Raw genomic sequence first — 25578 nt, 5'->3', positions numbered from 1 at the left:
GAAAAGGGAGAGGAGGATTCTTGTACCATAACCGGAGAGAATAATGGTAATCTGCCATTCAATTAAAAAAACAAAAATTAGTATAATGAGGAAAAAACAATGTAAAGTAGGTGCATTGGCCATGATTCTATTGGCAGAATTGGGGTTTGCACAAAGCAGAGACAGTCTTTCCAAAGAGCAGGCGATACAGGAAGTGGTAGTGGTCGCTTTTGGAAAGCAGAAAAAAGAAGAAATAACAGGTTCCGTACAATCCCTGAAAACGAAGGATTTAGCTAATCTTCAAAACGGAAATATACTTCAGGGAATTGGAGGGAAAGTGGCCGGAGTACAGGTAATCTCTTCCGGTCAGCCGGGATCGCAGCCTACCATCAGAATGAGGGGAATAGGTTCTATTAATGCATCCAGTGATCCGCTTATTGTACTGGATGGTATTCCTTACAACGGAAACCTGAACAGTATTCCGGGGACAGATATCGAGAGTATTTCTTTTCTGGAAGATGCTTCGTCTAATGCATTATACGGTTCACGAGGCGCTAATGGGGTGATCATCGTTAATACCAAAAGAGGAAAATCCAAAGGTCTGCGTATAGAGGCGGATGTAAAAACGGGAGTGAATTTCAGATCTATTGAAGACTATTCAGTGTATACTTCTCCGCAGGATTATTACACTGCATTCTATAACAGGGCAAGAATTGGGGAAGTGGCGAGATTGACGCAGCCGGGAGCAGTTCCTTCCGGACCTAGCCCTCATGATGTGGGTATTACAGCTCTGGCCAAGTTGGGATATAATGCTTACAACGTGCCTTTTAGTACATTGATAGGCAAAGATGGCATCTTTAATCCTGATGCTCAACTCTTGTATCAGGATAACTGGAAAAAGCTGATTTTTAAACCGGGACTAAGAAGAGAAGCAAGTTTAGGAATCACGGCCAACAATGATCTGGTGAAATCATATACTTCATTAAATTATTTAGATGATCAGGGCTACCTCATCGGTTCCGGATTTAAAAGATTTGGGATAAGGTCTAATCTGGACTATGCCATTACCCAAAAACTAAAACTGACCAGTAGTCTATCCTATACCTACAGCAAACAGGATTTTCCAATCCTTTTCAGTTCGCCAGAAATATAGCGCCTTTCTATCCTGTTTTTCTGAGGGATGACAATTACCAGATCCTTTATGATAACAGCGGACAGGTTTTATACGATTATGGTGACGGGCAGGGACCGAACGGAGCAACGAGGTCTTATGCGGTTTTTGAAAATCCTGTAGGAAATCTTCAATACGACAAGTCCCAGACAACCAATAATATAACGAACGCCAATTTAGGTCTGAATTACGAAATCATTAAAGGTTTAGACTTCACCTATAATTTCGGAGCGTACCTGGAAAATACAAAAAATCTTCAGTTTGGAAATACATTAGGAGGAACTTCCTCATCTGTGGGAGGAACAATCAATATGGGATCTGTATTCAAGTCTACTTTAAACCATCAGCAATTGCTTACCTACCAGAAGAAACTGGATCAACACAATTTCAACATCCTGATCGGGCATGAATTAAACAAAATAAAAAGCGATGGATTTTCAGGGTCCAAGCAACAGCTTTTATTACCCAATTCACTGTCTTTCGACAACGCTGTAAGAATAACCGATCTCTCTGGAAACGGCTATGAATATGCTGTAGAAGGCTATTTCACAAGATTACTTTATAACTATGCCGGTAAATATTTCTTTAACGCAAACATCAGAAGAGATGGCTCTTCCGTATTCTCTCCCGAGAGCAGATGGGGTAATTTTTATGGTTTAGGCGTGGCATGGAATGTGGCTAAAGAAGATTTCCTTAAAGACAATACGGTTATCAATTCATTAAGGTTAAAAGCATCTTACGGACAGCAGGGAAATGATAATATTTTGCTGGATGGCTCCACAAGAGACTATTACGCGTATCAGGATATCTATGGAATCAACAATTTTGGAGATGACAAACCCGTTCTGTCCCTTAAAAAACAGGGAAATAAAGATCTGAAATGGGAAACTTCCAAAAACCTGAATGCCGGTTTTGAAATCTCTCTTTTCAAAAATAAAATCAATCTGAATGCGGATTATTTTGAAAGAAAAGTCTCGGATATGATCTATGCGCTTCCTTTGCCTCCATCCAATGCAGGGTCGTATGTAAAATACGGCAATATCGGAGACATGATCAACAAAGGGGTTCAGGCGAATCTGAATGTGGAAATTCTTCGTTCAGGGCAATTCCAGTGGAATGTGTACGGAAACGCCACCCATTATAAAAACAAAATTACCAAACTGCCTGCCGAGCAAAGAAACACAGGTCTTGTAAGTGGTCTGTTTATTCTGAACGAAGGCGATGACAGATATACCTATTATCTGAAGAAATTTGCAGGAGTAAATCCTACAAACGGCGATGCACAATGGTACAGAACAGCAGTCAATACAATTACACAGCAGGAAGAGACCACGATCACAGCCAATTACAAAGAAGCTACTGATTACAACACCGGAAAATCAGCCATTCCGAAAGTGTATGGTGGATTTGGAACAGATTTCACCTACAAAGGCTTCAATCTGGCGGTTAATTTCGCTTACCAGTTTGGAGGATACGGCTATGATGATATTTACAGAACTCTATTCCATTCAGATACGTATGCGTCCAATTATTCAACAGATTTAAGTAAGACCTGGACACCGGAGAATCCAAATGCGGCTTTACCAAGGGTAGATCTGACTTCCACCAATCAGAATGAGCATTCTACTCTTTACCTGATCAAATCAGACTATATCAGCCTTCAGGATGTTACCGTGTCTTATCAGTTACCCGATGGTTTTGCACAACAGGCAGGGTTATCGGGTCTGAAAGTATACGTGACAGGAAATAATCTTTATTTGTGGTCCAAGAGAAAAGGATATGATCCCCGAACTTCTTTGACCGGAGTTTCGGATCCATACAGATACTCAACCCTGTCCAGCGTTTCTTTAGGATTTAAATTTAATTTTTAAAAAAAACAGATGAAAACAATAAAATACTTTATAGCGGCTTTTTCTATCAGCTTGATTGCCGGTAGTTGTGCCAATGATTTAAATACCCTTCCGGAAGGGGATATCTCCGGGGAACAGTTGAATAATGACCAGTCAAAACCCGAAAAAATCTTGGGTGGGATCTATCTTGATCTCAGAAGTAATGGTGCCGGAGGTTCCACAGCGCATTCTGATTTTGGGATAATGGCCATCAAGGGAGGATCCGATCTGATGTCCAATGATGTGATACAGGCCACCAATCAGCATTTGGGGATGTTTTATAATTATGAAGCAACCAATGCCAGTAATTCTGCCGCAGAATTTGTCTGGACTACTTTTTATGCAAGAATATTTGTCATTAATAAACTTCTTGATGATTTAAAAAACGATACGAAAAGCAATAACACCGCCATCAAAGGACAGTTGCTGGCATTGAGAGCTTATTCTTATTTTTATCTGGTCCGTTTCTACGCAAAAAGCTACAAAGACAACCCATCATCACCGGGACTTCCCCTTGTTCTTACCAGCAGTAATCAAAGTCAGGGGCTTGCGAGGTCATCGGTATCAGATGTTTATCAGCAAATTACACGGGATATTGAAGAATCTATTGTCCTTCTTGATAGCTATGCACGTCCTTCCAGAGCCCAGATCGATCAAAGAACAGCGAAGGCTATTGCCGCTGAGGTATATCTGGAAACGGGAGATTACAGCAAAGCAGGGAAGTATGCCAATGAAAGTAAACAGGGAATCGCGCTAATGACTGAAAATGATTATACCACAACCGGATTCTCAAATATCAATAATCCGGAAGTTCTGTGGGGTTTTCATAACACGGTATCTACCATGAGTATTGGAAATTACTATGCTTCTTTCTTTTCTATGTTTGATAATACAAACGAAGGTTACGCAGGTGCTGCAAGGATCTACAAGCTGATTGATAAACGTCTTTATCAGGCAATTCCGGATACGGATTACCGTAAAAAAGTATTTAATGGAAGTCAGACTGCAGCCTATACTTTTAATGGAAAGAAGAAAAACTATCCTGCGTATGTGAACTGGAAATTTAAAGATCCTACTCTTTTTGAAGGAGATTATATCTACATCAGAGCATCTTCATTGTACTATATAGAAGCTGAAGCGCTGGCAAGACAGGGAAGAGAAGCTGAAGCCAGACAGGTTTTATATGAAATTACTTCAAAAAGAAACAGTGCCTATACACTGTCTTCAAACTCAGGGAATAACCTGATGAATGAAATTATTCTCCAAAAAAGAATCGAACTGTGGGGAGAAGGCTACGCCTGGTTTGATATGAAAAGACTGGGAACGCCTCTGGAAAGAATCTATTCAGGAACGAACCATACGTTCGGAAGACTGAACCTTTCACCGGATAAATTTATATTCCAGATCCCTAATAAAGAGATCAATAACAATCCACAGATTACACAGAATTAACAGATCATTTCTTAAATTCATTTCAGACTGAATGGAGAGTTGATGAAATCATATAACCGGAGTTTTTTACAGCTCCGGTTTTTTTTATGACTAAAGTCCTTTTAGAAAGATCAAAAAAAAATTAATTTCTTACGAGAAGATAAGATTTAATAAATTGTTAAATATTTATTATTTTGTATTTCAGTTGATTGTGTGTTTTTTGAAAATAAAGGATATAATTTTTTAATTAATGTCAAATAAGAGGGCAATGAATGGCTCTTGGATAATTAGATTTGCCTTATGCATTTACAAAATGCGATTACAATTAATTAAATAAAAAATAATATTATGATTTTATATTTTTTGACAGTATTTATTTCTGCAGCATTTTTATCTGTTATCCGATCAAAAAAAAGATTCAGCTTATCTTTAAAACTGGCCAGGGTAAAACTAAAGGTGATGTACAGGAAATAAGGAAGCTTATTCAAACCAGTTATTCATGAAAAGTTTCATTACTGAAATCTAAAGATCTGTAAGGAATGCCCTGAAATTTTCGTGCCTTTTCAATAGCATTTATAAAATTAAGCTACTAGATGTTGTCGCCGGAAAAAGCTTTGGAATTCTTTCTCCAAAAATTAATATGATGATGGGAGGGAAAAACAGAAATAATAAAAGATTGGGAATAGGTTTCGTCAAAATTTTTTAATCCACCTACAAACTACATGTCAGTCCATTAGTTATTGTAACATAATCATCAAGAAAGAAGCTATATCGGCAACTTCTTTCTTGTTTTTTGATAAGGCAAGGTTTTAAAAACTAAATATTTAGTTATGATTGGAAAATGTATTTAAAGATGATCTTACAACTTTCTTTAAACAGTCAGAAAATATAACCAATCCTGCGGCCATCATCATAATATCTTTCAAAACCATACGCCCCGCTCCTGAAAGATAAGGAAATCCATACTGTGGGGTTGGAAAGTCTCCAGCTAAATTAGGAACGTAAACCTCCGGAGTGGTAACAAGAAAGGAAAGAGTTACAAAAGACATCAAGAAAGTTAGTGCTCCACCCAAAGCTCCTATTCTGGGAAACCATATTCCCAGTACAACAAGAGTAGCAATAATGATAATCACTGTTCCTAAACCGTACGAAAACAGATAGGTTCCGTTTTCTGTATGCCATTCGATATTTTTATTTACCGTTTTTCCTTCCGGATTTTTATAGAGCGTATATTCTGAGACGATTTGATGATCATCATTAATGACCTTTTGATTTGCGTTTTTATAAAAGAAACTCATAAAAGGACTGTTGGCCACAAAGGGAACAATTCCGTCCGCTTCATACTGAAAAGCCTTGAGCCCTCCGATCCAGGCCATAACAATGAATATAGAGATTCTTAAAAAATGAATGGAATAGGAATCTAACCGTGTAAGATGCTTGAATACTGTATTGTTCTGCATAAGATTTAACTTTTTACAAAGGTATCCAGCGTCAGAGCCTTTAAAAATAGAGATATCAGGATATTACATGGACATTTTCGCTTCAATGGAGATACCTACTTTTTCCCGGTACATTTTAGGGGAGCATCCCACCGATTTCTTAAAATACCGGCTGAAGTAGAATTCATCATGAAATCCCAGCTCTGAAGCAATCTCCTTTACAGAACGATAGGTTAAATGAAGAAGTCTTTTGGCTTCCAGTGTCGTTCTTTCATTAATGAGCTGACTCGGTGTTTTATTAAACTCTTTTTTGACAGCTTTGCTTAAAGTATCGTTGGTGATATGAAGTTTTCCGCTGTAGAATGACAATTCTTTTTCCTTTTTAAAATGAAGTTCCAGCAGTTTTTGGAATTCAGAAGCGTGTTTATTGGGATTCCTTCCAACTGACGATTGATGATCATCCAGACGGCTACTTTTCTGTTTACTGCAGAGGGCCAGTATTAGCTGTATGTATGTTTTAATGATAGACTCTGAAAAAAGATGATTTTCCGAAAACTCACGCTGAATATGACCGAAAATTCCAAGAATATAGTCGTAGCTCTCCTGAGTCAGGGGGATTCCTGGATTTAAATAAATGTTATTGAACAAAAGTCCATTACAGGCTACTTCCTCTTTATGATACTCGATGCAGTAATAATCACCATGGAAAAATAGAATGAAAACTTGTGCATCAGTTGCTGAAGTCAGTTTTAATTTTTGGTAAGGCGTAAGGAAAAGAACGGTACAGCCTTCATAAACATAATTAATCTGATCAACCGAAAACACACCAGAACCTTTCATTAAAACCACACCATAATTCTCAGTATTGAAATCTGAAGGAAAACTGGAAATAGGATAGGATTGTATATGTGCAGACATTGAATAAATATAGAAATAAATATTTAAATGCGGGTTGGTTTTGTTTATGTGTTCTGTTTATCAGGGTTTTATGGTTTGTGTGTGGTTTGCTTAAATAAAAACAAAATAAATTTTGAACACGTCAAGTTCTGTCGCTTCCGGCTCTGATATTTGCCTCAGGAAAAACACACAAATGAAAACAGACTTTAAAACAAAGGGTGGAAATATTCTTGCCGTAAACCACCTAAAAAAATAAGGCTCAAATTTCAAGTTACTCTACTAAAAAGAGGCTTCAAAACCTTAAAAAAACAAAACAAATTCACAAAAAATGAAATCAAAGCAAGAATTAAGTAAATTATTTGAAAATGGAGATAAACCCATCCAGGAAGATTTCTGGGAATGGTTGAATTCTTACTGGCATAAAGATGAAAAAATAGATATGTCAAAAATTGTTGGGTTGGAAAATGGTCTTCCTAATCCCAACTATATTTATGCAGAAACGGATGAAGACGGAAAAGCCTCTTTAAAATCCTATTTGACAAAGAAGATATTGATTAAGGGAGGTGCATTAAGTATTCCGCATTATTTTGCACCCGATCTAAAATTAACAGATCTGGAAATACCAGTTTCAGTTACAAGTATTGGAAATTATTCTTTTAATAATAATCTTCTTGAAAGTATTAAGTTGTCAAATAATGTGGCCTCTATCGGAGAAGGAGCGTTTTATAGTAATAAGTTGAATGCAATTCATATTCCGGAAGGTATTAATTATATTGGTGCCTCTGCATTTGCGTCTAACTTACTTAGATCAATAAAAATTCCTCAAAGTATAAAAAGTATCGAAGCTGGATCATTTTCCGGGAACCAACTGGTATCCGTAGAATTTCCAAGTGGTATTAATAATATTGGAGCATATGCATTTTCCGGCAATCAATTACCTGAGGTTTTTCTGCCTGAGAATCTTATGAAGATTGGAGCTAATGCATTTGAAAATAATCAGCTTTCAATCGTTTCTATCCCAGGGACTGTAATAGAAATTGGTCAATTTGCATTCCGTAATAATCTTATGAAAGAAGTAACGTTAGCTTCAGGATTAAACAAAATAGGAGATTATGCATTTGCAGACAATCAACTTTCAAGCATCACCTTCCCAGATACTGTTACTGAAATCGGTCAATATGTATTCCTAAATAATCCTCTCAAGGAATTAGTATTGCCTGCCGGTTTAACAAAAATTGCAGCAAATGCTTTTACAAATGGTGAATTATCACAAATTACTATTCCTCACGAGGTTTCAGAAATTGGAAACAATGCCTTCTATAATAATCAATTATCAGAAATTGTTCTCTATGATAATCTTAGAAGTATTGGGTATAATGCATTTGGAATGAATAAACTTACTCATCTGGAACTTCCGAATGTACCTCTTGTCATTGAAGAGATGGCCTTTGCATATAATCAACTAACAAGTGTTGTAATACCTGAAAATGTTGTCTTAATCAAAGCAAATGCTTTTGTAAATAATAAACTGGAACGTGTAGTTCTGGGAGAGAAGACAAAGTATTCATCAATTGCTTTCGATTTCACTGTGGAAGTAATCGGAGGAGAAATGGTAGCATAGAACAGTCTATTACACTATACTTTCGAAAAGCTCAAATACCAAAATATTAAAATAATGTCAACAAATAATACATCAACAAAAGCATCTGCATTTACTGTAGGAAAATCCTTCATAGGAGAAGGTATTATTAATTACAAACCAACAAATAATATGGATATGGAAAACAACACATCAACACAAACACTATTCAGATTCGCTACGATGCGAAACGCAGAATTATCTGATCACGAAAATAAAGAAAGAAGATTTATTTTCAGAGATTATGCCACTCAAAGAGGAGTTATTGACCCAAGAGTTGAAGCTGGTGAATCTTTACGGAAAGTATGTGAAGAAATTACAGGCTTAACAATAGAAACTGAGGAATCCTTAAAAGCACAGGATGTAGGATTTTATGAACTTGCTGTTTGGGTAGCTAGAAATAAAGCCAGGGCTACTAAAGAAGAATTTGATCTTAAAATCAGTCAATATAGAGAATACCGTCAGCAGGTTATTGCTATCGATTCCAGAATCTGGGACAACCTGGTTTATCAGGTAGTCACTCAAAAAGATTTTTATGCGAAGGAAACATTAATGCACCTTTTACACCTTGATCATATCTTAAGATACTATGACGGTTTTAACCAATCAAGATATGAATATGTCATCAAAGCCAAAGTAGTGCTTCCCAAAGAACTTTTTAAGGTTGGAAGCGGCTCCCGGGCAGCAGGTTTCTCCAGGATGGCTGTAGCGGCAGAAGGAGAGTTGGGTGAACCTTTCTACAATGAAAAAGAGCAGAAATATACAGAAGCAGTGGTTAGCCTGCATATGAATCGGGATTTATCAGCATCGCTGAATAAGCTGGAGAAAGTTTATCAGAAAGAATATCAGGAAGCCTATAAAACGGCCTATGAAAGTTATCTGAGAGAAGTAAAACCCATTCAGGCCGATTATCAGAAACAGTTATCAGAAACAGAGAACAGGAAGAAGGTTATTGAAAACCGGGTTAAATATCTTACCGACCTGAGCATTGCCAATCCTGATGTGTTCGATAGAAACCCTAACTTGAAAGAAGAGTTATCCAAGTTAAATGATGAGCTTTTAAGCCTTCATGTATCTCCACTTGACTTACCGGAGTTTAGTTTTGAATTCAGACCAGAAATTAATCCTGAAGAACTGGGACGTGCTTTAACCGATGATAACAAATACGCATTAAGCAAAATCTTTGGAGTATCTTCTTTCAGCGAGGCTTTGGAAGGTGTTTCTACTTTTGCAGAAGTTTCAGGGGCTGTTTCACAGGACAGTCAATTACAGCAGCAGCAGATCCTAAACAATACAGTGCTTAACCAGCCTACATTTACCAATATTGGGGGCATTTTAGTTCCTGTTACCAATTCATTGAATAACAATGGAATTATCCCTTTCACCACAATGACTTGCAGAATCCCGCCCATGTCAGGTGTTGGGCATTCAGTAATCGTTACTACGGATATAAATCAGCCCAAACATATTATTAGCGGAAATTATCAGGTTAAAATAGGCGGGCAGACCATTGCGACAGGGTCCGGGACTGACCCTTGGAGTGGTGCTGCCAACGTAACTTCACTCTTTCAAAATAATAAAATTCCTCATATCGAACTGGAAAAATTTGAAGTTATAGAACTGGAAGGAGATGTTGTCTTAAATGACGGGCTTTCTTATACGATGCAGGCGACATTAAACAGGACAAACGATAATTCCTATTTGTTTCAGGGACGTGGAATATTCACTCCTAAAGACAGGACAATAGACCCTACAGACCCCGGAACTCCGGAAAACCCTTCCAATCTCAATACTCTTGAAGGCTCATTCATTCCCTCGGGCTTCGGGATGAAAAATATCGGTATTGCCGATTACCGAAAAGTAGAGCAAAGTACCTATTGTTATGTGGAAGGAGATGTTGCACACATCGAAAATATCATGGCAAGGGAATATAAAGAAAGAGCTACCAGAAGATTAAAACGCAGTGAATCTCAGACTACAAAATCTACAGAATCTGAAAAAGAAAAGCTGACAGATACTACCTCTACCGAAAGACATGAAATGCAAAGTGAAGTTTCAAAAATACTTCAGGAATCCAAAGATTTTGCCATGCAGGCCGGATTTAACGCATCATGGGGAGCTGGTGCTTCGCCAAAGTATATGCTAAGTACTGCGGCTAATTATGCAACCCACAATTCTAAGGAAGAAAGTAACCGCCAGGCAGTCACTGATGCCAAAGACGTAACTGCAAGGGCACTGGACAGGATTGTTACCAAGGTGAAAGAAGAGCGTATTGATAAAATCCTGGAAGAATATGAAGAAAATAACAAACATGGGTTTGACAATACCAAAGGAAGCAACCATGTAGTGGGGGTTTACCGATGGGTAGATAAAGTGGTAAAGAACCAGATCTACAACTACGGCAAACGTATGATGTTTGAATTTATGATTCCCGAGCCGGCAAAACTTCATAATTTAGGAATGAAAGCCAGTAAAATTGCCGAGAACCTATTAATAAAGCCTATAGACCCCAGAACATCCACCGTTAACAAGATGGAGAATTTTGCATCATTGGATGGAGCTTCAGGAGATCTGATTTTAAAATACTGGTCAAGTAAATACAATGTAGATATTAATAAAAAACCAGAAGAATTCATTTACGTAGGTAAAGCTTTTTCCAATACAGTCGGGGATTCAGATGGAAGATCAGAATATGATGAAGCTATCGCCGGAGGTGCAGAAATCCAAATCCCTGAAAACTATGTAACCGTTGCGGCTATAGGAGTAGTACAGACAGGAGGGGAAGGCGTATTAGGGCATTATTTAAGAATCGGCGGAGCCTATATGAATGGCTCTGAACTCCCGATTAATAATTTTTACCAAGTAGTTCCTGTTTCTTTCTCCTTGATTGGATCTCATGCCATTGATGTTAATGCAAGCGTAAAATGTAAACTGACTGTGGAAGCTAAAAATGAATGGCTCCAGACAGCTTTCAATAAAATCATTGAAGTGTACGAAATTGAATTGGCTAAATATGAAGCAGCTTTAGCAGATGCAAAAGCATTAGGGGTTCAGATTAAAGGTTCCAATCCAGGCTTCTACAGAAAAATAGAAAATACCATCCTGAGAAGGAACTGTATTTCCTATATGCTGAATCAAAATCCAAATGCAGAATTAACATTCGGGAAAAATAAATATTACCAGACAGATAATTCTACGGAAAGTTTTACCAATACCGAGATAAAAGTAGATGGAACTCTGGACAGATATGCAGCCTTTGTAAAATTTATGGAACAGTCTTTTGAATGGGAAATCATGAGCTATTATCTATACCCTTATTATTGGGGGAACAGGGCTAATTGGGGCGACCTTTATCAGTTTGACGATAATGATCCTGTATTCAGAGCCTTTATGCAGTCGGGGATGGCAAGGGTTATCGTTACGGTAAGACCGGGATTTGAAGAGTCAGTAAGACATTTCTTAGCTACAGGACAGATCTGGAACGGAGGAGAGGTTCCGGTAATTGACGATCCGTTATTCTTATCTATTGTCGACGAATTGCGCTCACCAAAAGCCACAAAAGAAGGAGAACCATGGAGAGAGAAAATTCCTACTTCGCTTACTATTCTTCAGGCAGATTCTATCGGCTTAAAAGTAGAAAAAGCATTACCGTGCAACTGTGAACCGGGTGTGAAATTCGATGATAATCTGGGTGAAATGTGCGAAAGTAATTTTGAACTGAATAACAGTCAAATCGGACAGTCATCTGATAGATGGATTGAAATCAGTTTTAACCATATGGACTATTACCAGACTATTGGAGAAATGGAAGAGCATGCACCATTCCCTAGAAAGTATGAATGTTTAGGAAATAGCATTACTGTGGAAAGAGATGCGAGCTGGTCAAAATTGGACAGTACTATTAAGTTCTATCAATCTTTAGCCGATGAACTTTCTCTAATAGAAGGTTTGGAAGCCTCTCCAACAAGTGAGTATGGAATTACATTTAAAATAAATGTGACTAAAATCAAGAATTTTAAATTTGTAAAGCCAGGCGGATCTAAAGAATTTGATACATTCCAGTTCCTAACGGACGGATTGTCTTATTTAAAAATGATTACCCCTGAATATTTAAATTCTGCGAGTTATAGAATTGCAGATAAGGATGGACAACAAATTCCGAATCAAGAGTATGTTGACAAAATTCCACTTTCTAAATTTTTAGTTTAATCATTTAATATTATAACATTATGAGCCGGGTAAAACCCGAGGCTATTTGGCAGCACGATAAAGTGCTGCCTTATATCCTCACGCGTCTGAAAGACAAGATTAGTGAGATTACTGCCGTAGAAAAGATTTTTCTTTTTGGAAGCAGGGGCCGGATTCCTTTTGAACAATGGGAGGATCTGGAAGGAAAAGACTGGGACGTTTTGGTACAGGCAAAATGCAAGCTAAAAAATGCAATGGTTCTGGTCGATCAAGATTACCATTTAGATCTTTTGGTATTGGATGAAAATCAGGTTAAGAAGTTTACAGAAAATATGATGATTAAACAGCTTTTCCCAATAAATGAACTGAAATGTCTAATAAATAAAAACAAAGAATATGGGAACATTTGATGACGAATTTGGAGATCTATCACAATACAAAATATTATCTTTTGAAGAAGTAAATCAAGGCTTTGAAGGAAATAAGGATCCGTTGCAGGGAATAAAAAGTACGTCTTTTGCAGAAATATCTTTTGAGAAAAAATTTGGGATAGAAAATAAGTGTAATGAAGAGAAATTAGGAGTGTTTTATCATGGACAAATGAGAATAGATGAGCTTATTTCAGATTTACATAAGAATAGTAATAATGAAAGGTTTTTTTTCAATTTTGGAAATTATGCGGTAAACTACGGTTTTGGTTTGAATAAAGAAAACCCCGCGATGATAAAAAAAATGATGGAAGCATCATATAATGACATCTCTAGAAGTACGCCTTATCAATATTATAAAAACCAGCACCGCAGAGACGCAAAGGCAGATATTTATCTTAATATGATGGCTTGCCATGTAGATATTTTGCAACCTGGATATCTTTTTTATTTGGATGTGGCTTCGCAAACTATCGAATTTAGAATAGAATATGTCTATAGCAATTACATAAAACTTCGGAATTTTGATAACAATACATCGAGTAATAAGGATTATGAACTAAACAACAAGTACAATGCTATTGTTGTAATAGCTAAAAATGCTTTGGATTTTGTAATGCTTGCAAGTCCTGCTGATGAAGATTATCTCAAAGAAAAAATTATCCGGTTGTTTGCTCAGGAGGCTTTGAAAGCAAGTAGTCAGGCAGAGGTTAAGTTTCTCTATGAAAATATGCCCGACTTTGTAACAGCAAAATTACTGGAAACGTTAGGAATAGATAATAAAGATACATCTAAGGAAGGACATGAGGATCTTATTTGGAGTCATCTGGAAATTCTTTCGAGAGGTATGGAAAATCAGGATCTGTTTAGCTGGAATCTTGACTTTAGTGGTGCTATGCTTAATATTCTGAAAGTTTTTGGAAATAGCAAATTTTTATTTAAAAAATTTAAAAGCAACCAGACATTTGTAAAAAAAATCTTTGAAAACTTAGAAGGAGAATCTGTAATAAACGGAGAAAAATCCTCAAACAAAATAGCCTTTGCAAGCTTTATCTCTACACTGTGCCTCCACAATGGAATGGAAGATCTGAGAAAAATAGATAAAGCGTTTTCTTTCGGGAAGTATAAAGGAGTTAATTCTGATGATAATCTCCCAAGAGAAGAAAAAGGAAATGAATTTTTTCTGCAAAAAGAAAAAGAAGTTCCTACAATTGACTTTCTCCCTATAGAATCTTTTAATGAAATTATTCCTGATGACGATAGTGGTACCTACTATCATCCTATGGATATGGTATTGTTGGTAGATGCGGATTCTAAAGAAAAATACCCCGATATTGCCGCAGCTATTCTGGTAAAGGCAATTGCGGATGCTCATGAAGAACAGGAAAGAGAAAAAATAAAAAGAATAGGGTTTGATATTTTAGGAATTGTATTAGGAGCAATAGCGTTGGCTACTTCCGGAAACCCCATTATTATAGCAGCTGCTGTTTCAGATGTTGTGGTAAACACTACAGATGCCATAGTACAGGGTTTTGATAAAGACATTATGGCGTTGGATGGAGGAACAGAATTTCTCCAGGAATGGAACACTGTCTATTACTCTGCCAATCTTGCTTCTGCTGTGATTGCACTTCCTGAGCTTTTCGCAAATGGAATGAAGTTGATACAACTTGCAAGAACTACCGGTATGACTAAGGCTATTAACTTTATTAAAGCCTGCCTCGTAAAGATTATTTTAGAGAAAAATATTATTACTTTTACAGGTAATACGCTGAAAGAGGGAAAAGCGTGGGTAAGAGTTCTGGATGCAGAAGAAGCAATAAAAGCTGCGGCATTTTACTTTAACAATACCAATCTTATACGGTTGTATGACAAAGGTGTGGTGATAGTGGAAGTAGCAGAAAACGGGAAGAAAGAATTTGCATTTATTTACAAAAATGAGGTTGTTTTGCGTGGTATCGCTACCGAAAAAAACTACAAAAATATCGTTTATGGTTTTTACAGAGATTTGTATCATCCGTTTAAGCTGATACAAAAGCTGGAGGAGTTACGGGTAGCTGCCTTTTGTAAAAGAATGCCAAAGATTACTAATAAGGATCCTTTAGATTCATTACCTAAAGAGAGTTTTATTTTATCATATACCTTTGATTCTAATGGTATTTTTAAACAGTCTACAGGTCATGTTTTTAAGTCACGGGAATACGATTTTGTCATTACAAAATCAGGAGAATTAAGAATTGGGAATAAACATCATTTTTTAGGTGACCGACAAGAGGTTTTAGCAGCGGGAAGCATGAGCTTTAAAAATGGAAGAATTTCAGAATTACATAACCTATCTGGGCATTACAGACCAACAATTGACGAGGCAGAAAGACTAGTAAAGATATTGGATGGGATCGGAATACCAATAAAAAGAGCCAGATATGATATTTTTTTGATAGAGGTTAACGGAGAGGGGTTTGTTACAAAATTTAAAATAGATAAGAGAATATTCATTGGAAATTTAAATAATTAAATATGGAACAGATTATAATAAAATTAATAGATTTTTTGAAATTTAACGACTGGGAAAGTTATAAAGATTTAAAGAGTGAATTATTGAGCATAGATACCAAGAATCTTATTCTTCGAATTTTAAACGAAAAACGGATTAGAGATTCTGATGTAAAAGCACTTCTTTTAGTTATCCCTGAACTATGGAAAGATTTTAATTTAGAGGATTGGATGTATATTATTCGAAAAGTTGACCGTTCTGCTAACTATAGAATATTAATTGATAATGAACCTTGTTTTGAAGATATACGGTTTTTATATAATTGGATAGGAATTGATAGTGTTAAACTATACAAAAATGAATCAGGTCTTCCTGATAAATACAAAAAAAGCTTGGATCGTGTATTTCCCGTGCTTTTGATAGATCCTATGAGAGATGGTGAATTGTATAAAGAAAACTTCCAGGATGGAACTTTTGGAAATATAAAATATTTCAGGGATATGAAAATTCGTTTGATTAATCAGGGAGCAAATGCGAGTCCATTGCCAAATTTATAGCATTTGATGAGAATTGTCTAAAATAACTCACTGATAATGGTTTGATTTTAAGGGTGTTAATGTTGGAAAATACAGACGTATCTATCTTATTTGGGCATATGATTATATAAAGCAGGATCCGTCTCAGTTGTGAGACGGATTCATTTTGTTTTTGAGTTGTTTTTTATTTCAAAAGGGTGAATAATAATTTCGAAGGTATATTCTTTTTTAAAATAACAGAGGGTGCTGGATTAAGAATTGGAAATTTTTATAAAGTTGGATACCCCAAACCAGCGTGAAACCCACGCTGGTTTTTCATTTTAAAAATAAATCATAGAATTTTATTCGCAGTAAATCAGTTTGTTACAATAAAATTTCATTTTTTTTCAAAATTCCACGCAAGATTTCCCAAAAAACGGATTTTATAGATGAGTACTCAATACAATTAATGTTTAATGTTAAAAAAATAATGAAATGAAGAATTTACTAGTACTTAAGCTGATTACCGCCGTTTTGATCCTATCCATCATCTTCTCCCTGTTCTCATGCATGAATGAGGACAGGATAGAAGTACCGCCTGTAAAACTAGAAGACGTTAACGGTAATTATAAAGGAAGGCTGATCACGATGCAGGGAGAGTTTAGAGCCGAAAAAATCGTCGATTTTAAAATAAAAAAAGACACGCTGACATTTCCCGAATTTCCAATCAAAGAAATTGTAATGGCCGTAGTGAAAGATCCTGTAAAAACACAAAATGCTTTGACGGCAATGGGAAAAGTGAAATATAATCTCAGATATACATCGGTATTAAATGCAGATAAAAATTGGGTAGAACTTAATTTTGCCCCGAAAGAACTGGAACTTCAGATTCCCGTAGACGGAGTGACTAAAAAAGCGATAGTTACCCTCGTGGCAAAACAAAAGGGATATTTCGTAGGATTAGATCATACGTTGAGATTTGCTTTAGCAGCAGAAAAGATTACAGTAGATGGGACGGTATTAAATCCTTTTGAAGCTATTTATTATAATTTCCCCTACTGTATAAAGAATTAACTGATAGATAATAAAACAATAGATTGTGTTTTGCCCGGATGCAGTCTATTTTTGCTTTAAAATTTTAACAGGTTGCTAAACCTGACCTCATTCATGGAAGAAAACAAAGAGCAGATTTTGATAAGACGGCTTCTTAAGAAGGAAGAAGCTGCCTGGAAAGAACTTTTCGGAACCTATTCCGGAAGCCTTGCCGGGGTCTGCACTCGTTATATTTCAGGAAAAGACGACATTCACGATGTTCTTCAGAACAGCTTTGTCAAAATGTTCCGGTCTATAGAAACATTTGAATACCGGGGTAGCGGTTCTTTGAAAGCCTGGATGATCAGGATCACAGTCAATGAAGCTTTAAAACATATCAGGCAGCATTCCGGGATGACAACAGATACTGATCTGGCTGATTTTCCTGATATCCCTGACGATGAGGAATCCGATCTGGAGGAAATTCCGCAGGCCGCTATTATGAAACTGATACAGTCGCTTCCGGACGGATACCGGACTGTTTTTAATCTCTTTGTATTTGAGAAAAAAAGCCACAGGGAAATTGCAGGGATTTTAGGAATAGCAGAAGATTCTTCCGCCTCTCAGTTTCACAGGGCAAAAGGTCTGCTGGTCCGGAAAATTAAAGAATTTAAAATGTCAAAAAAAGCACAATATGAATAATCAGTGGCTCAATGATCTTCACAGGAAAATGGAAGACCACGAAGAGGATGTTCCGGATGGGCTGTGGGAAGATATTAAAGATGAACTTTTTTCTGAAGAAGATGAAAAAGCGCTGGCTGGAACTCTGATGTCTGAAATTGATGATGAAAAAGAAATTAAAAACGGTCCTGCAGAAAATGGAAGATCTCTGCTATACAGAATAGGAGGAATAGCAGCTGCTTTAGCGCTACTGTTTTTTACCGGAAAACTACTCCTGAACATGAACGGAGAAAACAAGGGACTACAGATCACCAAAAAATCTGATGATCAAGAGAAAGGAGGAAATAGTACCGGGTCTGTAAACACCGATATCATTGATATAATCGATAACGATGGAAGTGAAAAATACAGCAGTCAGGGAAATGGGTTAACCGATAAAACAAGTGTAGATAAAATAGTAATAAATCCCGTAAGCAAAGAAATAAAGGGTAATCATTTAAAACCAGAATCAGCAGGTAAAACAGAAGGTTTATCTCCTTTAATAATAGGAAATCTGCCTGATCAAATGTCTTCTCCTGTTAATGAAAATTCTATTGTGAAAGAGAAAATGGAAGTTGACGAAATCTTCAATGCTACGAAAAATGAACTTTCGGACAAATATGCAGACAATAATCAACCTAAACTTCAAACCCGAAAGTCTAAAAAATGGATGCTAAGCATGCTTACAGGCAATGTGTCCTCAAACTCTTCCGAACAGACGTTTCCGGGGTATACCTCCATCAGTGGAAGTCCTATGGCTTTCAGTGATGTATGGGTGTCCGGTACAGAAAGTGATCCGCTGACAGAACTTCTGTTGGCCAATCAGAGTAAAGAAGTGGAAGCCAGAATAAGACATAAAATTCCTGTTACCCTTGGACTCTCGATGTACTACAATGTCGGGAAAAGATGGGGAATAGGGACGGGGATAAACTATACAAAACTTACATCAGAACTTCACTCCGGAAGCAATTCAAACTATATAAAAGGTGACCAAAGCGTCCATTATGTCGGCATTCCTGTGCAGATCAACTATAACGTTATTCAGAAGGGACGCTTTACAGGATACGTGACCGGTGGAATACTCGCTGAGAAAGCAGTAAGTGGAAAGCTTAAAACAAAATATATTGTGAATGATGAGGTGCAGGAAATTCAGGAAGAACGTATTAACATTAAGCCGGTACAGTTTTCCGTTAATTCTGCCGTTGGATTACAGGTAAAAATTATCAATAAGATAGGAATATATGCAGAACCGGGAATCGGGTACCACTTCAGGAATGATAGTCAGCTCAATACCATTTATAAAGAAAAACCTTTAAACTTTAACATGAAGTTCGGAATCAGGGTTCTGCTGGACTAACGGTCCTGAAAAAGACTAAACCAAACCATTAAATATTTAAATATGAAAACCAAACTCATCTTTTTGGCTGTTCTGTTCATGACTATTCTGAATATAAAAGCACAGTGTAACCCAACCATAACAAGCCCCAGGCTAGGGGTGAAATTTCCGGATAAAATCCTGTTCTGCAATACCGAAACAGAGATACTTTCTACACAGGCATTCGGAAGTTACCAGTGGTACAAACAGGAATGGACCTGGCAGACGCCTAATAACAATCCTTGGACCGCTATTCCTGGGGCAATTTCACAAACGTTGACCATCAACGGAAATGATGATCAGCTTTATTATTTTAAAGTTGAGGTTACACAGGGCGACTGTACCGCGGAAAGTCCCGCCGTGATGGCAGACGGATTTGCTTATGGACTTCCTTCTATGCTCAGCACCTTTACCCCCGGAACTTTCCAGCAAGTGGGAGAAGGAGAATATAATATCTGTGCAGGAGCATCTGTACAATTTGATGATGTATTTCCCGATCTTTATGGAAGCCATGTATGGTATAGATGTATTCCCAACAGTCCCCCTCCATCCGTTGGAGATCCTTGTGTGATTAATGGCGCAACCGGAGATACGTATATCGCTACAGCATCAGGCGCATATGGATTTTATGCCTGCACCGAGTATTGTCCGGATCAGTGTGAATTTTTAGGGAGTGGAAATTTTGTGAAACTGAATTTCGGAAACTTTGAGTCCTGTATTCTGGCAACAGATGAAACAAAACGTAAAGAAAATAATCTGAAATTATATCCTAACCCTGCATCGCAATTTCTTTATATCGGAAAAGAATCTGATAAAACGTACAAGGAAATTTCGATCATCGACATGTCCGGAAAAGTCATTCTACAAAAGAGCAGTCACCGCTTTAATGAACCTATTGATGTAAGTACGCTGACTGTTGGAAATTATATTATCCTTTCTAAAGACTCTGAGGGCAATACCTATAAAAATAAATTCATAAAAAAATAAATAGTACACATCCTGAGTTAGTTTTTTTTAATCGCTGATAAGCCGATACAGACTGTCTCTGTACCGGCTTGTCTTTTTATGGATATTTTCTTTAATATCGATCCGGAAATAGAATCCTGTTAATTTGCAAGCCTATTTTTTGAAATAATATATTATTTATTTTTACAAAAAACACAGATCATGTTAGTTAAAATTTATGGAAGTGCCATCCATGGAGTTGCGGCACAGACCATCACCATTGAGGTCAATGTAGACACCGGAGGAGTTGGCTATCACTTGGTTGGGCTTCCTGATAATGCCATCAAAGAAAGCAGTTACAGAATCTCCGCTGCATTGAAAAATGTAGGATACAAAATTCCGGGTAAGAAAATCACGATCAATATGGCTCCTGCAGACCTTCGCAAGGAAGGGGCGGCGTATGACCTCAGTATTGCTATAGGTATTCTTGCTGCCTCAGATCAGATTCTTGCCGAAAATATTCATGATTATGTTATTATGGGGGAGCTTTCGCTTGATGGGAGTTTACAGCCCATAAAAGGAGTGTTGCCTATCGCGATCCAGGCGAGGGAAGAAGGCTTCAAAGGTATCATACTTCCATTACAAAATACCCGTGAAGCTGCAATCGTAGATAATCTTGAAGTCTATGGCGTAGAAAATATCAGAGAAGTCATTGATTTTTTTAACGAAAGCAAACCCATCGAAAGAGTGATTCTGGATACAAGAAAAGAATTTCAGGAAAAGATCAATGATTTTCCATTTGATTTTTCAGAAGTTAAAGGGCAGGAAACAGCCAAAAGAGCGATGGAAATTGCTGCTGCCGGCGGGCACAATATTATTCTCATCGGTCCGCCGGGAAGCGGCAAAACAATGCTTGCCAAAAGGGTTCCGGGTATTTTGCCTCCGTTAACGTTAAAAGAAGCTCTGGAAACCACAAAAATACATTCTGTAGCTGGTAAAATGGGAACCGAAACTTCTCTCATGACCGTTCGTCCTTTTAGATCACCCCATCATACTATTTCGGATGTTGCTTTAGTAGGAGGTGGAAGCTATCCCCAGCCCGGAGAAATTTCCCTTGCTCACAATGGTGTTTTGTTTCTGGATGAGATGCCCGAATTCAAAAGAACAGTTTTAGAAGTGATGAGACAGCCTCTTGAAGACCGGGAAGTAACCATATCCAGAGCTAGATTTACCGTTAACTATCCCGCAAGCTTCATGCTGGTAGCCTCCATGAACCCCAGTCCCAGCGGATTTTTCCCGGACGATCCCGGAAATACCTCATCCGTTTATGAAATGCAGCGGTATATGAATAAGCTTTCGGGACCATTATTAGACAGAATTGATATACACATTGAAGTACAGAAAGTAGAATTTGAGCAGTTAACTGAAAAAAGAAAAGGAGAGAAAAGCTCAGATATCCGTGAACGTGTTTTGAAAGCACGCAGTATTCAGAATGAGAGATATAAAAGTCTTGCGATAAGCTATAATGCTCAAATGGGCCCCAAAGAAATTGAAGCATTTTGTGGTCTGGATGACACATCATTTAATCTCATTAAGCTGGCCATGGAAAAATTGAATCTTTCTGCCAGAGCGTACGACCGTATTCTGAAAGTTGCAAGGACTGCAGCTGATCTGGAGGGATCTCAAAATATACAGTCCCACCATATTTCGGAAGCCATACAATACCGAAGCTTAGACCGTGGGTTTTGGAATGTGTAATTCCTAAATTTTCAACTCTTTATACATTTGTTTAAATTCTTATTTGAAATATTTGGGAATTTCAATTATTGAATATAGGGCCGGAAAAGAAATATTTTTGGCCTTTTTATTCTTTTAATAAAATAACACGTCGAGTTCTGTCGCTGTGCCGGACGATATTTGCATTAGACAAAAAGAGAATATGGCCATATCATCTTTGTTCTATCATTCACTTTAATCAAAAAACATTAACAAAATGAAATTTACGAACGATTTTTTTTCACCTTCTTCTACAGACTCGGCAGATGATTTGGTACAGCTGGTAGACAGTTATTCTTTAGAAAATGTAAACTATCAAAAAGTGACTCACTGGTATCACGAAGCTAATCCTGTAGCCATGACAGATGCTTTGTGTGATGGTATTATTTATAGAAAAAGAAAGGGAGAATACTACGCACTAACAAGCTTCCTTGCGGGAAAACCTATTAATATCGAGCTTTTTGGCGCAAAAGGAGATTCTACAACAGATGATACACAGGCATTTTTAAAAGCTGCAGATTTTGTCAACAGACTTTATGATTTTGTGTCTGTGGATCACAACAATCCTAGTGAGCAATTTTCTCTTGAACTGCAATCCGTTACTTTAGTTGGAAACAGCCCTGTTGGATATAAAATCACAGATACGGTTTTATTTAAAAAGCCTGTAAACTTTATGATAGATAAGATATTTTATAGAGGGACAAGTGATAAAACGGCACTGATTTTTCAGAATAGTTTTAAAAATACGATTACCACCAATGTTTCAGGAACACCGGTAACCAATGTTTCTTCGGATAATTATGTAGGGATTTTACTTCAAGGTTCACAGCACTGTAAAATGTATCTGGGAGCTTCTTTCTTTACCAAAGGAATTGTTTGCGATGCTAATGATTCACCCGGCATATTTTCCGGTTTTGCTTGGAATGAAATTCAATTAAAATCAATGCAGTCTAATCTTGACGCATTTGTAATCACAAATAGCAATAATGGCTGGGCAAATGCGAACCGTGTTATTGGTGGCGAATTTGGATCTTTTACCGGATTGCTTGATGCCAGTACTGTTACCCGCAGAAGAACGTTTGTGAAGTTTGAAAAAGATGCAGCTTCTAAAGGATGTAATTCCTGGCTTTTCCTTAATCAGTCATTTGAATGGGGGCATGATTTAGATCCTTGGGAAACCCTTTGTTTTGACTTTTCGGCAGCTCCATGCTATGGAATTTCTATTTCAGAACCAAGAATTGAAATTAAAACAGGGGAAAGAATAGGTGTTTTCCACAGGGGTTCTGAGTTTAATTTTAATTCAAACCAAATTCATTACCTTACTTATTTTACGGATCAGGATGGTATTAAATATGTAGGTGAAAAGCCTATTGTTTTATTGGACGAAGACTTAAGCGGAGACTCAAAGACCAATGGTTCAAACAGTCATTTTTATGTAAAGAACCTGGAACCGTTCAATGAATTTTCAGGTTTGTTCCCCAATGCTGATTATGATAATCAATTCTGTCAGATTTTTAAAATTAATGATAACAACACCAACTTATGGGTACAGTGGCACCGTTATCCACAGTTTGTTCTTTTTGATGAAAATAGAAATATTATAACAGATAGTGCCCTGTTGCAGGCTCAGATAGATTTACTTGATTTTAGACCACAGGATTATTGGATTGCACCAGGAATAACTTCTGATGTGAAAATTATTAAGATAGGAGCCGAGGATGAGGGAGACTATGTAAATAATATGTATTTCATTCCAGAGGCAAAGTATGTAGGAATTATCCAGAGACCATATGAAAATGCGAGATTGAAGGTTATGATTAACAGATCAGACAGAGGGAAAATTGAGAAGGTGAAATTCCTTGAAATTCCTGAAGAGACTTATTCAACTGTTGATAATCCTTCTGGTTCAAATATGGTTGGATTCAACTTCAATACCGGAGAGAAATTCTATAATTTTAACACCCATAAAACTATGGTTATTAAAGAATCCGGAATAGGAAGTGCGCTGTCAGGATATACGGTAGATTCTGTTGCTGGATCAAGAACATTTATAGTAAAGACAGGTGATATGAGTAAACTGTCTCTTGGAACAATATTCTACATTAATACAGCCGGAGGAACTGTTCGTTTTAAAATTGCAGGAAAAGCCGGAAATGTAATAACGGCTAATATTCCGTCTCATGTTACAGTAAATGATGCGGATATTACTTTCCCAATTTGTACTTTTGATACTTACTAAACGGTTTAATTTACAATAAACCAAAGAGTTCAGGGTTTCCTGAACTCTTTTTATATTTCCTTCTTTTCCTCCAGAATCATTTTTATCTTCCTGTTCTCCTTGGTTCCCGGTTTTTTGACTTGCAATTGAGAAGAATAGAAATTATAATACGTCGAGTTTTGTCGCTGTGCTGATTGATATTTGCAGAAGAGAAAAACAGATAGCATAATTGAAAAATGTTTGTCTATTATCTTAACTAAATCAAAAAATATTAAAAATGAGTACAACAGACGAAATTATTTTATTAACAGACGAATTTACAGGATTGGAATATTCGTGGAAAAAAGTAGGAGCTGCAGATAGCGCAGTAAACAATGTGTTAACTAAAAACATAGGAAACTAAATATGAAAGAATATTTGAAGTAGCAGATGTAAGATGGTGGGGTGTGAAAGGTAACGGGACCGATGAGAGTGCAAAATTAAGCCAGATGCTTTTTGATATTAAAGACAATAAAAAAGTAAATGAAGTTGCATTTTACGGTTTGGAAAAGGTAATTGTAGATTCTACCTTGGAAATCAAAAGAGGAGATTTGATTATTGATGGTAAAAATTGTGAGCTTTCAAGTAGTAGAGATAATGATATTGTCATCTTTAATATTGAAGCTACATTTTTGAGACAGGAGCAAGCTAAAAATGCTGACGGATCTCTTCAGTTTATTAATGGTGTAGCCGTTATGGTAGATATTTATGAGCACTACAATAATGTAAATATTAAAAACTTTATTTCCATTAATGAAGCTACTGCCCAAACATTTGTTAAATCTAAGTCCTGCCATTATTTAAGAATTACAGATTGTCGTTTTGATGGGATGAAACTGGGATTTGATTTAAATGATTGCTATTATACAAAACTTAATTCAGTTTATTTCCAGGGAACTTATCAGGCATTTAAATTTGAAAATGCAACAAATGCTTTTAATGTAACCAATTTAAAAATTCTTGGAGCGGGAATTCCTTCAGAAATTGCAGATACAACGACAGGTGGAAATATCTCCGGATGCAGTTTTGAATATTCTGCCGGACGCTTAATGCTTACCGATAGTTTTGGAATTAATATTTCAGGAAATTATTTTGAAGGATATGATGAACACGTTGTTGATTCTTATATTACATTAGGACTAAGCGGAAATGATGAATCGGTAAGAGGAATCAATATTTCAGGAAACATGTTTCATACAGGAGCGTATCAGGCAATTTTTTTTAAGAAAAGTTGCAGGAATTTCTATTACGGGAAATAACATAAATTCTTTACATGCTTTTAAAATTTTTGCAGATGGAACAGAAACAACAAAATCTACACAACGAAATATTAACTACGCTGGGAATGCCTGGAGATATATACCTTCGAAAGAAAATGCAATTCCTTCGATTGAATCTTCCGA

At 36.8% G+C, this 25578-nt stretch carries 18 protein-coding genes; 16 read left to right on the top strand and 2 right to left on the bottom strand.

The window, feature by feature from the left end; genetic code table 11:
• Nucleotides 1–85: 85 nt before the first annotated feature.
• The 3 genes from EG346_RS25055 to EG346_RS05810 are packed head-to-tail and all read left to right on the top strand — an operon-like array spanning nt 86 to nt 4491.
• The gene (locus EG346_RS25055; RefSeq protein WP_228426628.1) at nt 86–1132 is read left to right on the top strand and encodes a TonB-dependent receptor plug domain-containing protein; all 1047 of its coding nucleotides are present in this window, start codon (nt 86–88) and stop codon (nt 1130–1132) included.
• Complete coding sequence (locus EG346_RS25050; RefSeq protein WP_317126645.1) at nt 1075–3021, top strand: SusC/RagA family TonB-linked outer membrane protein; 1947 nt, start codon at nt 1075–1077, stop codon at nt 3019–3021. Before EG346_RS25055 ends, EG346_RS25050 begins: the two co-directional genes overlap by 58 nt.
• Before the next feature lie 9 nt (nt 3022–3030).
• Nucleotides 3031–4491: a RagB/SusD family nutrient uptake outer membrane protein gene (locus EG346_RS05810; protein WP_123877295.1), complete on the top strand. Its 1461-nt coding sequence runs from the start codon at nt 3031–3033 to the stop codon at nt 4489–4491.
• A gap of 803 nt (nt 4492–5294) precedes the next feature.
• On the opposite strand, the gene EG346_RS05805 is transcribed toward EG346_RS05810, so the two are convergent.
• Both EG346_RS05805 and EG346_RS05800 read right to left on the bottom strand, forming a co-directional pair.
• Nucleotides 5295–5930 (bottom strand): DUF417 family protein, encoded by a 636-nt coding sequence (locus EG346_RS05805; protein ID WP_123877293.1) that lies wholly within the window; start codon nt 5928–5930, stop codon nt 5295–5297.
• A 63-nt stretch (nt 5931–5993) separates the two neighbouring features.
• A complete protein-coding gene (locus tag EG346_RS05800) occupies nt 5994–6827 on the bottom strand; it encodes a helix-turn-helix domain-containing protein (RefSeq protein WP_123877291.1) in 834 nt (277 codons plus the stop codon).
• A 307-nt stretch (nt 6828–7134) separates the two neighbouring features.
• Between EG346_RS05800 and EG346_RS05795 the strand changes: the two genes are divergently transcribed.
• The 13 genes from EG346_RS05795 (at nt 7135) to EG346_RS05740 (ending at nt 25434) form a co-directional block, all read left to right on the top strand.
• Nucleotides 7135–8427 (top strand): leucine-rich repeat domain-containing protein, encoded by a 1293-nt coding sequence (locus tag EG346_RS05795; RefSeq protein WP_123877290.1) that lies wholly within the window; start codon nt 7135–7137, stop codon nt 8425–8427.
• Between the two features lie 54 nt (nt 8428–8481).
• Complete coding sequence (locus EG346_RS05790; protein ID WP_123877289.1) at nt 8482–12654, top strand: hypothetical protein; 4173 nt, start codon at nt 8482–8484, stop codon at nt 12652–12654.
• A gap of 20 nt (nt 12655–12674) precedes the next feature.
• Nucleotides 12675–13043, top strand: coding sequence for a nucleotidyltransferase domain-containing protein (locus tag EG346_RS05785; RefSeq protein ID WP_123877288.1), 369 nt, complete (start codon nt 12675–12677; stop codon nt 13041–13043).
• Nucleotides 13030–15576, top strand: coding sequence for a hypothetical protein (locus EG346_RS05780; RefSeq protein ID WP_123877287.1), 2547 nt, complete (start codon nt 13030–13032; stop codon nt 15574–15576). Before EG346_RS05785 ends, EG346_RS05780 begins: the two co-directional genes overlap by 14 nt.
• A gap of 2 nt (nt 15577–15578) precedes the next feature.
• Entirely contained in the window at nt 15579–16112 is a 534-nt protein-coding gene (locus tag EG346_RS05775; protein ID WP_123877286.1) for a hypothetical protein, read from the top strand.
• 453 nt (nt 16113–16565) lie between these two features.
• A complete protein-coding gene (locus tag EG346_RS05770; RefSeq protein ID WP_123877285.1) occupies nt 16566–17144 on the top strand; it encodes a DUF4840 domain-containing protein in 579 nt (192 codons plus the stop codon).
• Between the two features lie 93 nt (nt 17145–17237).
• Nucleotides 17238–17804: an RNA polymerase sigma factor gene (locus tag EG346_RS05765; protein WP_123877284.1), complete on the top strand. Its 567-nt coding sequence runs from the start codon at nt 17238–17240 to the stop codon at nt 17802–17804.
• Entirely contained in the window at nt 17797–19179 is a 1383-nt protein-coding gene (locus EG346_RS05760; protein WP_123877283.1) for a Dma1 family dual membrane-spanning anti-sigma factor, read from the top strand. Before EG346_RS05765 ends, EG346_RS05760 begins: the two co-directional genes overlap by 8 nt.
• A 42-nt stretch (nt 19180–19221) precedes the next feature.
• Nucleotides 19222–20184: a T9SS type A sorting domain-containing protein gene (locus tag EG346_RS05755; protein ID WP_123877282.1), complete on the top strand. Its 963-nt coding sequence runs from the start codon at nt 19222–19224 to the stop codon at nt 20182–20184.
• Nucleotides 20185–20364: 180 nt separating this feature from the next.
• Entirely contained in the window at nt 20365–21900 is a 1536-nt protein-coding gene (locus EG346_RS05750; protein ID WP_123877281.1) for a YifB family Mg chelatase-like AAA ATPase, read from the top strand.
• A gap of 235 nt (nt 21901–22135) precedes the next feature.
• Nucleotides 22136–24157, top strand: a complete 2022-nt coding sequence (locus EG346_RS05745; protein ID WP_123877280.1) for a hypothetical protein — start codon at nt 22136–22138, stop codon at nt 24155–24157.
• 256 nt (nt 24158–24413) lie between these two features.
• On the top strand, nt 24414–24539 hold the full coding sequence (locus EG346_RS25305) for a hypothetical protein (protein WP_262511635.1): 126 nt from the start codon (nt 24414–24416) through the stop codon (nt 24537–24539).
• Between the two features lie 43 nt (nt 24540–24582).
• Entirely contained in the window at nt 24583–25434 is an 852-nt protein-coding gene (locus EG346_RS05740) for a hypothetical protein (protein ID WP_123877279.1), read from the top strand.
• Nucleotides 25435–25578: the final 144 nt, after the last annotated feature.

The sequence above is a fragment of the Chryseobacterium carnipullorum genome (assembly GCF_003815695.1).
GTDB lineage: Bacteria > Bacteroidota > Bacteroidia > Flavobacteriales > Weeksellaceae > Chryseobacterium > Chryseobacterium carnipullorum.
This window is presented reverse-complemented; position numbering and strand designations above follow the sequence as displayed.